Source organism: Pedococcus sp. (assembly GCF_036000045.1).
Taxonomy (GTDB): Bacteria; Actinomycetota; Actinomycetes; order Actinomycetales; family Dermatophilaceae; genus Pedococcus.
The window spans coordinates 66,566-78,660 of record NZ_DASYGF010000029.1 but is presented as its reverse complement, the minus strand read 5'-3'; the positions used below and the strand labels follow the sequence as shown (position 1 = coordinate 78,660).

The 12,095-nt window shown below is 71.3% G+C and carries 14 protein-coding genes; 7 read left to right on the top strand and 7 right to left on the bottom strand.

Annotated elements, in window-relative coordinates; translation table 11 throughout:
- The coding region (locus VGN50_RS05915; protein WP_327443774.1) for a glycosyltransferase at window positions 1-544 on the top strand (544 nt) is incomplete at its 5' end.
- 4 nt (window positions 545-548) lie between these two features.
- Here VGN50_RS05915 and VGN50_RS05910 read toward each other — a convergent pair.
- Complete coding sequence (locus VGN50_RS05910) at window positions 549-1,370, bottom strand: hypothetical protein (RefSeq protein WP_327443773.1); 822 nt, start codon at window positions 1,368-1,370, stop codon at window positions 549-551.
- A 43-nt stretch (window positions 1,371-1,413) separates the two neighbouring features.
- On the opposite strand from VGN50_RS05910, the gene VGN50_RS05905 reads away from it, so the two are divergent.
- The 5 genes from VGN50_RS05905 to VGN50_RS05885 are packed head-to-tail and all read left to right on the top strand — an operon-like array spanning window position 1,414 to window position 5,561.
- Window positions 1,414-2,268 (top strand): ABC transporter ATP-binding protein, encoded by an 855-nt coding sequence (locus VGN50_RS05905; RefSeq protein WP_327443772.1) that lies wholly within the window; start codon window positions 1,414-1,416, stop codon window positions 2,266-2,268.
- 27 nt (window positions 2,269-2,295) lie between these two features.
- On the top strand, window positions 2,296-2,763 hold the full coding sequence (locus tag VGN50_RS05900) for an NfeD family protein (RefSeq protein WP_327443771.1): 468 nt from the start codon (window positions 2,296-2,298) through the stop codon (window positions 2,761-2,763).
- Between the two features lie 2 nt (window positions 2,764-2,765).
- The gene (locus VGN50_RS05895; protein WP_327443770.1) at window positions 2,766-3,935 is read left to right on the top strand and encodes an SPFH domain-containing protein; all 1,170 of its coding nucleotides are present in this window, start codon (window positions 2,766-2,768) and stop codon (window positions 3,933-3,935) included.
- 25 nt (window positions 3,936-3,960) lie between these two features.
- Window positions 3,961-4,734: a sulfite exporter TauE/SafE family protein gene (locus tag VGN50_RS05890; protein WP_327443769.1), complete on the top strand. Its 774-nt coding sequence runs from the start codon at window positions 3,961-3,963 to the stop codon at window positions 4,732-4,734.
- A gap of 5 nt (window positions 4,735-4,739) precedes the next feature.
- Entirely contained in the window at window positions 4,740-5,561 is an 822-nt protein-coding gene (locus tag VGN50_RS05885) for an RNA methyltransferase (RefSeq protein ID WP_327443768.1), read from the top strand.
- 5 nt (window positions 5,562-5,566) lie between these two features.
- Here the strand turns inward: VGN50_RS05885 and VGN50_RS05880 are convergent, their stop codons facing one another.
- The 5 genes from VGN50_RS05880 to VGN50_RS05860 all read right to left on the bottom strand — a co-directional run bounded on the left by VGN50_RS05880 (window position 5,567) and on the right by VGN50_RS05860 (window position 10,017).
- Window positions 5,567-6,967: an HNH endonuclease signature motif containing protein gene (locus VGN50_RS05880; RefSeq protein ID WP_327443767.1), complete on the bottom strand. Its 1,401-nt coding sequence runs from the start codon at window positions 6,965-6,967 to the stop codon at window positions 5,567-5,569.
- 164 nt (window positions 6,968-7,131) lie between these two features.
- Complete coding sequence (locus tag VGN50_RS05875; protein ID WP_327443765.1) at window positions 7,132-7,512, bottom strand: DUF3037 domain-containing protein; 381 nt, start codon at window positions 7,510-7,512, stop codon at window positions 7,132-7,134.
- Entirely contained in the window at window positions 7,509-8,276 is a 768-nt protein-coding gene (locus tag VGN50_RS05870) for a HipA family kinase (RefSeq protein ID WP_327443764.1), read from the bottom strand. Before VGN50_RS05870 ends, VGN50_RS05875 begins: the two co-directional genes overlap by 4 nt.
- 57 nt (window positions 8,277-8,333) lie before the next feature.
- Window positions 8,334-9,548: an MFS transporter gene (locus VGN50_RS05865; protein WP_327443763.1), complete on the bottom strand. Its 1,215-nt coding sequence runs from the start codon at window positions 9,546-9,548 to the stop codon at window positions 8,334-8,336.
- Window positions 9,549-9,555: 7 nt separating this feature from the next.
- Window positions 9,556-10,017, bottom strand: a complete 462-nt coding sequence (locus tag VGN50_RS05860; RefSeq protein ID WP_327443762.1) for a MarR family winged helix-turn-helix transcriptional regulator — start codon at window positions 10,015-10,017, stop codon at window positions 9,556-9,558.
- 84 nt (window positions 10,018-10,101) lie between these two features.
- Between VGN50_RS05860 and VGN50_RS05855 the strand changes: the two genes are divergently transcribed.
- Entirely contained in the window at window positions 10,102-10,560 is a 459-nt protein-coding gene (locus VGN50_RS05855) for a peroxiredoxin (RefSeq protein ID WP_327443761.1), read from the top strand.
- Here VGN50_RS05855 and VGN50_RS05850 read toward each other — a convergent pair.
- Entirely contained in the window at window positions 10,546-12,078 is a 1,533-nt protein-coding gene (locus tag VGN50_RS05850) for an ATP-dependent DNA ligase (protein WP_327443760.1), read from the bottom strand. The two genes, VGN50_RS05855 and VGN50_RS05850, sit on opposite strands and share 15 nt — an antisense overlap.
- Window positions 12,079-12,095: the final 17 nt, after the last annotated feature.

The following is a 12,095-nucleotide window of genomic DNA, read 5'->3' as shown; positions in this document are numbered from 1 at the left end:
CCACCTCGTCGCGGCGGCGCACCTGCTGGACCCCGACGTCCAGGTCGTGCTGTGCGCGGGCGCACCGGACACCCCGGAGATCGGAGCCCGCACCAAGGCCGCTGTCGAGAAGCTTCAGGCCACCCGCTCCGGTGTCGTCTGGATCGCCGACATGCAACCGCGGCCGGACGTGATCGAGCTGCTGACCGGGGCCGCGGTCTTCGTCTGCCCGTCGGTCTACGAGCCGCTGGGCATCGTCAACCTCGAGGCGATGGCCTGCGAGCTCCCCGTCGTGGCCACCGCCACCGGTGGCATCCCCGAGGTGGTCGTCGACGGCGAGACCGGCTGGCTTGTGCCCATCGACCAGCGGCAGGACGGCAGCGGCATCCCGCTCGATGCCGACCGCTTCGTCGATGAGCTCGCCAAGGCGCTCAATGACGCGGTCAGTGACACCGACCGCGCAACGCGGATGGGCCTCGCGGGGCGTCGCCGGGCCGAGGAGTCCTTCTCGTGGTCCAGCATCGGAGAGCAGACCGTCCGGGTCTACCACGACGTTCTCGGCTAGCGGATCAGGCAGGGCGCCAGCCTGCGAGGACGGCACAGGCCGCGTTGGTCGCCGCCGCCAGCGCCTCGTCGGCGGCGCGGCGGAGTCGCAGCAGCACGGTGTGGCGGGCGGCTGCAGTCGTCACGGTCAACGCCCCATCCCCGGCCTCGAGAGCCACGTCCACCACCTGGCTCACCGTCCCGGCCAGCCCGATGACCCGCGCGGGCCGGCCCGGCAGGCCCGGGGGAAGTCCCCATCGACCGCCCAGCGCCGCATCCGCCAGCTCGCGCGCGGCTGTGGCGCCGAACGGCTGCCCGCCCACGGCGTCCAGCGACGCGGTGGCCGCAGCGATGGCCTCGCGGAGGTGTCTCTCGAGCTGGGAGGGCTCGAGCGCCTCCAGCCGGTGGCGGGGCACCGGGTCGGCGTCGTATGCCGTCCAGTCCACCCTGGTGCCGAGGTCCAGCGAGCCACCCGAACCTGAGCCGTACGAGGACATTGTGGGGACCAGCATGCCGCCCACGCCGGGCACGAACACGCACTCTCCCACCTCCGCGGCGATGGCCTGGGCGGCCGCCGAGGCGGCCGGTATACCGGAGAGGTCGCCGGGGCTGGGGAGGGCCACGAGCAGTGCCTGCTCGCCCATCTCGTGCCACACCGTGAGGCGGTCGAGGTCGCCGGCGACGTGGTCGAGGTCCGGCAGGGCCCGTCGCAGCACGTCGTCGAGCCACGATCGCGAGCCGGAGCTCGTCCCGGAGCTCGTCCCGGCGTTCGTCCCTGCAATCGTCCCGGAGCTCCACGCGTAGGTCGTCCACAGCGAGAGGCGCACGGACGCAGGCAGCTCGGGCATCTGGCCATGCTAAGCCGATGCCCTCCCGATAGGGTCCGGTGCCATGAGTGACGTCCTAGAGTTCGCAGGTGTGAGCGTCGTTCGTGGACGCACCACCTTGCTCGACGACATCACGTGGGAGGTGGAGGAGGGGCAGCGCTGGGTGATCCTGGGCCCCAACGGCGCCGGTAAGACCACCTTGTTGCAGCTCGCCGCCGGACGGATGCACCCGACCCGGGGCGTCGCCGGCGTGCTCAGCGAGGTGCTGGGTGCGGTCGACGTGTTCGAGCTGCGTCCTCGGATCGGCCTCGCCTCCGCTGCTCTGGCCGAGCGGATCCCGGGCGACGAGGCAGTCCACAACGTGGTCGTCACCGCGTCGTATGGCGTGGTGGGCCGGTGGCGGGAGAGCTACGACGAGCTCGACCATCGGCGGGCCGCCGAGCTGTTGGGGGCGCTGGGCGCCGAGCATCTGGCTGACCGCACCTACGGAACGCTCTCGGAGGGCGAGCGGAAGCGCGTCCAGATCGCGCGCGCCCTCATGACCGACCCCGAGCTCATGCTGCTCGACGAGCCCGCGGCTGGCCTCGACCTCGGTGGGCGGGAGGACCTCGTCCGCCGGCTGGGGGAGCTCGCCGCCGATGTCGAGGCGCCGGCCCTGGTCCTCGTGACCCACCACGTCGAGGAGATCCCGCCCTCGTTCACCGACGTCCTGCTCCTGCGCGACGGGCGCATCGTGGCCCAAGGCCCGCTGGAGCTCACCCTCACGGAAGAGAATCTCTCCGCGACCTTCGGTATGCCGCTCGAGCTCGAGCGGCGCGGAGACCGCTGGGCGGCGCGTGCCAGGGTCAACACGGGGACCACAGTCAACGGGGGGACCACAGTCAACGGGGGAACCACTGAGCCCCCGCCGTCGTCCTAGAGGTAGCTGACAGAAAGCAGAGGGGCCATGGACTGGTTCGCGGGGAACCCGTGGCTGGCGTGGGTGGGGATCGCTCTGGTGTTGGCTGCCATCGAGGCCGCCACCGTCAGCTTCGTGTTTCTCATGCTTGCGGGGGGAGCCCTGGCCGCGGCGCTGGTCTCGGCCCTGGGCGCGCCCTTCCCGATCCAGGTGCTGGTCGGAGTCGTGGCGGCGGCCCTGCTGCTGACGCTGGTCCGGCCCTTCCTCACCCGCCGGTTCATGGTCGCTGAGGCGAGTCGAACGATCGGCGCCGCGAGTCTGGTCGGCCGCAGTGCGCGCGTCCTGCAGACCGTGACCGAGAACGACGGACGGGTCAAGCTCGGCGGTGAGACGTGGTCGGCACGCACCGCTGGTGGCGCCATGCAGTGCCAGCCCGGACAGCAAGTCCGGGTTGTGTCCATCGAGGGGGCCACCGTGATCGTCACCGGCGACACGACCGGTCAGAAATCGGAGTGAACATGAACGGCATAGGTGCAGGGTTCATCGTCCTGGTCATCCTGGTGGCCTTTGCGCTGATCGTGCTGTTCCGCACGGTCCGCATCGTGCCTCAGCAGACGGCGCTGATCATCGAACGGCTCGGCCGCTACTCGCGGACGCTGGAGGGCGGCATCCATTTCCTGATCCCGTTCGTGGACAAGGTGCGGGCGAACGTCGACCTGCGCGAGCAGGTGGTGTCGTTCCCACCCCAGCCGGTGATCACCAGTGACAACCTCGTGGTCAACATCGACACCGTCATCTACTACTCGGTGATCGACGCCAAGTCGGCCGTCTATGAGATCGCCAACTTCATCCAAGGCATCGAGCAGCTGACCGTGACGACGTTGCGTAACGTCATCGGGTCGCTCGACCTGGAGCAGACGCTGACCAGCCGCGACCAGATCAACGCACAGCTCCGTGGTGTCCTCGACGAGGCGACCGGCAAATGGGGCATCCGCGTCAACCGGGTCGAGCTCAAGGCCATCGACCCGCCGATGTCGATCCAGGAGTCCATGGAGAAGCAGATGAAGGCCGAGCGCGACCGTCGCGCCGTCATCCTGATCGCCGAGGGTTCCAAGCAGTCGAACATCCTCACGGCCGAGGGTGAGAAGCAGAGCCAGATCCTGAGGGCCGAGGGCTCGGCGCAGGCCCGGATCCTGGAGGCGCAGGGTCAGGCGCGGGCGATCCAGCAGGTGTTCGACGCCATCCACCGCGGCAAGCCGACGCAGAAGCTGCTGGCCTACCAGTACCTGCAGGTCCTGCCGCAGATCGCCCGCGGCGACGCCAACAAGATGTGGATCATCCCGAGCGAGCTCACCGACGCCCTGCGTGGGATCGGTGGGGCGCTGGGCGTGCCGGAGAAGGGACGGGGCCCGCAGGATGACGACGGGGAGGAGTGGGTGGACCCCGGCGATCCCCAGGACGTCTTCCAGGAGACCGTCCTCGAGGACCCCAAGCAGGCGCTGGCCGAAGCCCGAGGCATGGCGGGCAAGGCTAGCCAGGAGGCGACGGAGCACGCGGCGCCCGCTCCCCGGGTCCAGCCTCACCCCGGGCCGCCCGCCGACGCAGTTCCGCCGTACGAGCCGCCGCCGTTCGAGCCGCCCGCCCCGACTGCGCCGCCGGCCGACGACCTGGAGCCGCCTCAGCCCTGACCGCGCGCCCCGATAGGGTGACCGGGTGTCCGTGCTCGCAGCCCTCGGGATCCTGGTTGCGGGGATGGCAGCGGGAACGATCAACACGGTCGTTGGCTCCGGGACGCTGATCACGTTCCCGGTGCTGGTGTTCCTCGGCTATCCGCCGATCGTCGCGAACGTCTCCAACACGGTGGGGCTCGTCGCGGGCGGGGTGACCGCCGTGCACGGGTACCGCTCCGAGCTGCGTGGGGCGGGCCTTACCCTCCGCCGCCTGGCTCCCGCCTCCTTGGTCGGCGGCATCGTGGGAGCGGTGCTGCTGCTCGTGCTGCCGCCTGCCGCGTTCCAGGCGATCGTCCCCGTACTCATCGCGGTGGGGCTGACCCTCGTCGTGCTGGGTCCGCGCCTGCAGAGCCGCGCAGCCGAACGGCACGAGGCGGGGATCCCGCCGGCCGCCTGGCATGGCGCCGCGCTGACGGGAGGCGTGCTCGTGGCAGGCATCTACGGCGGCTACTTCGGGGCCGCTCAGGGCGTCATCCTCATGGGGCTGATGAGCGCCCTGTCGACCGAGCCGATCCAGCGGCTCAACGGGTACAAGAACGTCCTCGCGACGGTGGTGAACGGCGTAGCCGCGGTCACCTTCATGGTCGTCGCCTGGGGTCGCATCGACTGGCTCGTGGCGCTCCTGGTCGGGCTGGGGGCGTTCGCTGGCGGTGTCATCGGCTCACGCGTCGGGCGACGCCTCCCGCCCCTCGGGCTGCGTGCGGTGATCATCGTCGTTGGCGTGGTCGGCATCATCAAGATCCTCTGGTTCAGCTGACCGCCGTGCCGATCGAGATCACGGACCCTCTCGACCCACGGGTCGCCGACTACGTCTCGCTGACCGACGTGGCCCTGCGAAGGCGAACCGAGCCGGAGCGAGGGCTCTACATCGCGGAGTCCGAGAAGGTGATCCGCCGCGCCCTGGGCGCCGGGCACCAGCCACGGAGCTATCTCATGGCGCGGCGCTGGCTCACCGAGCTGGCCGATGTCGTGGCGGAGGCCGAGCGCGACGGACTGCCCGTGTTCGTGGGCGAGCACGACATGATCGAGCAGCTGACCGGGTTCCACCTGCACCGTGGTGCGCTGGCGTCGATGCAGCGCCCCGCGCTGCCGAGCGTGGAGGCGCTCGTTGGCGGCGCCCACGGCGGGCGAGTGGCGATCTTCGAAGACATCGTCGACCACACCAACCTCGGCGCAGGCTTCCGTGCCGCGGCAGCCCTGGGCGTGGACGCGGTTCTCATCACCCCACGCTGTGCCGACCCCCTGTACCGGCGCTCCATCCGCGTGTCCATGGGCACGGTCTTCCAGGTGCCCTGGACCCGCCTCGGCAGCTGGCCTGACGACCTGCGGCTGCTGCGAGATGCCGGCTACCGGACGGCCGCGCTGGCGTTGAGCGTCGACTCCATCACCCTCGATGAGCTGGCTGGCCACAACCACCAGCGCCTTGCGCTCATCCTCGGCACCGAAGGCCACGGCCTGCACCCGTCGACCCTCGCGCAGGTCGACGATGTGGTCCGGATTCCGATGGGTGGCAACGTCGACTCGCTCAACGTGGCGGCGGCCGCGGCGGTGGCGTTCTATGCGACGAGACGCCAGGGCACGTAAGGCGCTCAGGCCGCATCGCCGGCTGCCCGTCGTGTGATGAGCCGGTCGTAGCTTCCGGGGTGGAGGTTCCAGTGGACGCGGTCGTATGTCGCCGTTGTGGCCCCCGGTGTTGTGGCCCCCGGTGGGGATGACCCGCTGTCTGCCAGATTGCCGGCGAGGCGTCGGCGGTGGACGAGGTGGTGGTGGTGGGCGCAGAGGAGGGCGGCGTTGAGAAGGTCGCTGGGGCCACCGTCGGCCCAGTGGATGAGGTGGTGGGCGTCGCACCAGTGGGCCGGGGCGTCGCAGCCAGGGTAGGTGCAGCCGCCGTCGCGCAGCCACAGGCTGGCGGTCTGGGCTGGGGTGAACAGGCGTCTGGCTCGGCCCCAGTCGAGGATCTCGCGGTTGGTGCCCAGGACGACGGGCACCAGGGCCGCGTCGCAGGCGATGCGGCGGATGGTCTCGGGGGCCAGGAGCTCGCCCGCGTGGGGGCCGCCCAGGACGGTGCCGGCTGCCAGGCCGGGGGGACGGCGGGCGTCCGCGCTGTCTGAGGTGTTTGCGCTGTCTGCGCTGCTCAGCCGTGCAGCGAGCTGGTGGTAGTCCATGGTGATGAACAGCTGGGCCTTGGTGGTGGTGGGCACGGAGTCGCCGGCCGCGACGGCGCGGCGCACCAGCTGGACCACGGCGTCGCCGCGGCGGCGGTCGCTGCTGCGGTGGTCGGGTGCGCCGTCGGTGGGTCGGGGTGCGGAAAGGGGGCCGAGGGCGGACTCGAGGACGGCGTGGCCCTCACTGTCGAGCGTGAGCAGGTACTCGTAGATGCCGGAGCCGGCCGGTCGTGGCTGGGACAGCGCGACGAACCCGGCGGCGGCATCCTGCTCGCGCTGGAGCTGGTCGTCCAGGCCGTACTGGGCCAGCAGGCGGGGACGGACCATCCGGACGCCGCGGGGCCCGTGCTCGGCGGCCATGGTGATCAGCCCGGCGAGCACGGCTGGTTCCGCACCGTCGGCCAGCAGGGGTCGGAGCCGGTCGGCCTCGTCGATCACCGCCGCGGCGGACCGGAGGGGAAGGTGGCCGTCGGTGACGGCGGCCAGGACGGGTGCGTTGGCCGTCTTGGCCAGCTCGCGGGCGAGGGTGACGATCTGGGCGGCGCCGCCGGCGAGGGTGGAGGGTGCGTGGGCGCGCACCCACTGGGCGGGGGTGGCCGCCGAGCCTCGGGTGCCGGTCTCGCCGCGGGCGATGGCCTCGGCGGTGACGTGCACGCGGCCCAGCTCGGCGGCCATGCCGAGCCGGTCGAGCAGGGTCAGCAGCGGGCCCAGCTGGTCACCGCCGGCCTGGTAGAGCACCTCGTCGAGCCCGGCCAGCGCGGCGCACGCACCCTCCAAGGTCGCGCGCCGCGCGGCCAGGTCGCTGGTCGCGGAATGCCCCTCCATGACCGCAACGCTAGACGGGTCCACTGACAGCCGTCCGGGCCGAGAAGCGAGGCAAAATCCGTTGCGGCGCAAGGACTTCCGTCATCGATAGTCAAGCACCGCGCGGTCAACCTGTGGGCGGCCATACTCGGCGGCCCACCCCTGTGGAGGACCGGTGTCGATGCCTAGTCGACGAGGCGACGAAGCAGCGTGTGCAGCTCCCCCGCGGGGTCACCGGTCAGGCCACCGTGGACCGGACCTGGCTGGACGACGGTGCTGCGGGGCGCACTGAGCCAGCCGAACCGACGTCCCAAGCCACCCAGGGTGGGCAGCCCGCCGCCGGTGACCCCGCGGCATACCTGGCAGATGGTCTCCAAGGAGGCCGAGACCTCCTCGAGGTCGACGCTCGGAGCAAGCACGCGCAGGCGGGCCTCGTCCACCCGGTACGCCGCCTCGAGGAAGTCCGCTCCCTGGCTGTAGAGGACCACGCCCACGTTGACGAACTCCTCGCGTTCCACGCGGGGCACGCAGCGCAGGACGACGTACTGGTAGCCGAAGAAGCTCATGCGCCGCCTCCAGGTAGCCAGGCCGCAGGCTGGGCCACACGGGCGCGCAGATGGTCCACGTAGGCCGCCCTGACAGCAGCAGCGTCGACGAGCCCCGGCGCCGGCTCGAGCCATTCCGACGGAACCTGGCCGACCACGGCATCGAGCACGTCCGAGGTGACCAGAGGAGCCAGCCGTGCGTGGGCGTCCCCGACATCCCCCGCCACATCCCGCAGGACGTGAGTGCTCGCGTCGTACGGCTGAGCCGCGAAACGCGCCGGGTCGGCACCTCGGGTCGGCCAACCATGGTGGAAGTAGAGGGCCGCGCCATGGTCGATGAGCCAAGGGTTGCGGTGCCAGACAAGGAGGTTCGGGTTGCTCCAGGTCCGGTCGACGTTGGCTGTGAGCGCATCGAGCCACAGGATCGACGCGGCGGTCTCGGCGTCGGGAGGTCGCGACCCGTCGTACCCGAACGACCCCGGCAGGAAGTCGATCCCGAGGTTGAGCCCGAGGCTCGCGGTGAGCAGGTCCTGCACCTCCTCGTCCGCCTCGTACTTGGCGATGGGCGCCTGGAGGTCCACCACGGTCATCCGCGGGACGTTCAGCCCGAGGGCCCGGGCCAGCTCGCCGACGACGATCTCGGCGACCAGGACCTTGAGACCCTGGCCGGCTCCGCGGAACTTCAGGACGTAGGTGCCGAGGTCGTCGGCCTCGACGAGCCCGGGCAGGGAACCGCCCTCGCGCAGGGGAGTGACGTACCGCGTCGCGGTGATCTGGTCGAGCACGGCGCCCAGCCTAGGGGCGCGCCCCGTGCTCGCGTCGGGGAGCCGCCGGTTGTCGGCTCAGGCGTCGCCGACCGTGAGCGCCTCGGCCTCCAACGGGCTGCCCTGCGGCTCCGCGCCGTGGCTGGGCTGCCGGTCGATGGCGTCGACCAGGCTGCGGGCGGTCAGCAGCGCGACGATGCCGAGAACGACCGCGCCGGCGCCCACCCAGAAGGGAATGTTGGCGGCGCGCTCGCCGAGGGTGCCGGCGAGCCAGGGGGCGACGGCTCCGCCGCCGAACCGCACGAAGCTGTATGCCGCGGACGCGACACCGCGCTCGACCGGCGAGATCTTCATGACCGTCTCGGTGATGAGGGTGTTGTTGATGCCGAGGAAGGCGCCCGCCAGGATCACGCCGACGACCAGCACGGGCTTGTGGGAGGACCCCAGGGCCATGGCCGCCAGCACGACCGCGAACCCGCCCAGGGCACCCACCAGGCCGGGGAGCGTGCCGAAGCGCCGCTGGATACGGGGAGCGACCACGACCGAGGTGAAGGCGAGCAGGATGCCCCAGCCGAAGAAGATGAGGCCCACCTGGTGGGCTCCCATGCCCAGGGGGAACGGCGTCCAGGCCAGTAGCGTGAAGAACCCGAAGTTGTAGAGCAGCGCGGTGATCCCCACAGTGAGCAGCCCACGGTGCGACAGTGCACGCAGCGGTGCCGAGAGTGGGGTGCGGCGGCCGGTGGGCGGCGTGGCTGGAAGGGTCGAGATGATCGCGACGAAGGCGATGGTCATGAGCACGCTCACGCCCCAGAACGGCCACCGCCACGAGTGTGCGCCGAGCCAGCCACCGAGCAGCGGCCCTGCCGCGATGCCGACACCCAGAGCGGCTTCGTAGAGGATGATCGCCTGACCCACCGACCCGCTGGCAGCACTGACGATGGTGGCCAGTGCGGTGGCGATGAACAGGGCGTTGCCAAGACCCCACACCGCGCGGAACGCGACGATGCCGCCCACGGTGTCCTGGGCGCCCGCCAGGCCGGCGCCCACGATGATGATGAGCAGACCGAGGAGCAGGGTGCGCTTGGCCCCGGTGCGGCTCGAGACCCACCCCGTGATGAGCATCGCGAGGCCCATCACGGCCATGTAGCTCGTGAAGAGCAGCGAGACCTGAGAGGGGCCGGCGCCGAGGTCGTCGGCGATCGGCTTGAGGATGGGGTCGACCAGGCCGATGCCCATGAAGGCGATCACGCAGGCGAAGGCGACGGACCAGACGGTCTTGGGTTGGCGCCACATGGTGGGGTCAGGGTTCCTTCCGGGTGGTGGGAGTGGGGTACACAGCGGCCGCGCGGCGCAGGAGGTCCTCCATGACGTCGATGCCGGTGCGCAGCCGCGCGATCTCTGCGTCCTCGAGCCCGTCCAACGTGGGGGCCAGCGCGGCCAGGCGGGCGGCCCGGACGCGGTCGAGGGTGGCGCGCCCGTGGTCGGTCAGCGCGAGCAACGAGGCCCGGGCGTCGTCGGGGTCGGCCCGCCGCTGCGCCAGGCCTTGTGCCTCCAGGCGTTGCAGCGCCGTCGTCATCGCCGGCTGGCTGCTGTGGTCGGCCTCCGCCAGGACGCTCACGCGAGCGGGTCCCAGCTCGTCGAGCAGGGCGAGCAGTCGTGCCTGGGCATAGGGCAGGTCGAACGACGCATGCCGCGAGGCCCACCGGGTGAGCCGGGCGGCCGCCCGAAGCAGGTCGTTGCCGACGGTCTGACGCTCTGACATTCTCCCATGGTACATAGGTAACCTATGTAATCCCCATCGCCGGACCCGACCAATCCGCCACCGGGGGAGTGACGAACCGCCCGTATGAGGACGATGTCCGCCGGAGAGCGCGCCCCCGACTTCGAGCTGCCCGACCAGCACGGTCAGCTCCAGACACTGCGGGGCCTGCTCACGCAGGGCAGCGTCGTGCTGTTCTTCTACCCAGTCGCGCTGTCGGGCGGCTGCACGGCGGAGGCCTGTCGCTTCCGCGACCTGCGCGCCGAGTTCGCGGCCGTCGGCGCGCAGCCCGTGGGCATCAGCATGGACGGCGTGGCGACCCAGCGGCAGTTCGACGAACGGGACTCGCTGGGTATGCCGTTGCTGGCCGACTCCGACGGCGCCGTCGCTGTGTCCTACGGCGTGCGGCGCCGGTTCATCACCCCCGTGAAGCGCGCCACCTTCGTCATCGGCCGGGACCAGCAGATCCTCGAGGTGGTCCAGAGCGAGGTCAGCATGCAGACGCACGCCGACACGGCCCTGAAGGTGCTGTCAGCCCCTCAGTGACCGGACCGTGGCAACGGTGTCGGCTTCCTCCGCCGTCTTGTCGTCGCGGTAACGCAGCACACGGGCGAACCGCAGCGCCATGCCACCGGGATACCGCGACGACGTCTGGATACCGTCGAACGCGATCTCGACCACTTGCTCGGGCCTCACGGGGACGACGTAGCCGTCGGTGCCCTCGGTCGCCAGCTCGGTGAACCGCTGGGTCTGCCAGGCCAGCATCTCGTCGGTCATGCCCTTGAAGGTCTTGCCCAGCATGACGAAGTCGCCGGTCTCCGGGTCCCGTGCGCCGAGGTGGATGTTCGAGAGCCAGCCGTGTCGCCGCCCGCTGCCCCACTCGACGGCGAGCACCACGAGGTCGAGGGTGTGCCGCGGCTTGACCTTGACCCACCCGGCCCCGCGCCGCCCGGCGGCATACGGGGCAGTCGCGGACTTGACCACGATGCCCTCGTGACCGTCGGCGACGAGACGCTCGAAGAACTCCTGAACCTCCCGCTCGTCACCGGCCCGCTGCCTGGGCACCAGCCACGGCTCGGGGACGAGGTCGGCCAGCCTGGCGAAGCGCTCCTCGGCCGGCACGTCGAGGAGGTCCTCGCCGTCCAGGTGAAGCACGTCGAAGAAGTACGGCGTCACCGGAACCTCGCTGCGCAGCCGGTCCACACCGACGCTGCTCATCGTGCGAGATGCGGTCTCCTGGAAGGGGCGTGGCCGCCCCGCGCCGTCGAGCGCGATGGCTTCGCCGTCGAGGACCAGCCGCCGCGAGGGCAGCGTCAGCACTGCTTCGACGACCTCGGGGAGCCGGTCGGTGATGTCGTCCAGCGAGCGGGTGAAGAGCCTGACGCTGTCCCCGTCCCGATGTGCCTGCAGCCGTATACCGTCCAGCTTGCCGTCCACGAATACTCCCGTCGGCGCACCGACCGAGTCCAGAGCTGAGCCTACGTCCGGCGCCGAGGCGGCGAGCATGGGCCGCAGTGGGCGACCGACCTCCAGCGTGATCCGGTCCAGCGCCTCCACGCCGCCGGCCAACGCGGCTGCGGCCACGGGACCTGCATAGCCGGCCAGCATGACCGCTCGGCGCACCGACGCCTCGGGCACCTCTGCCGCCGCGGCGATGGCGGCCTGCATCACCCCGTCCAGTGCCCCTTGACGTACCTGACCGGTGATGAGGCCGCGGAGGAACTGCTGCTCGGGCTCGGTGAGCCGGCCGAACAGGCCCCCCACGGCCTGCTGCCTGCTCAGCGCCGAGCCGGCCCCGCCGAGGGCGGCCAGGGCGGTGAGCGCCGCGTCGACCTCTGCGACCGTCACGGTCGCAGAGGTCGCAGGCGGGGGCAGCTCGGCCAGGCCGCGCCAGCTCACGCCAACCCGCCGCTGGGGGAGCGTCCCGGACAGGAACGCCGCGACCGTGGGGGCATCGGCAGCGCCGGCAGCACGCAGCGCGGCCGCGACGGCTGCCGTCTTCGCGAGCCGGGAGCGGGTGGCGGTGGCCGCCTGCGAGGCAGCGACGACGTCGGCGAACAGCATGGTCAGGTGAGAAGGCC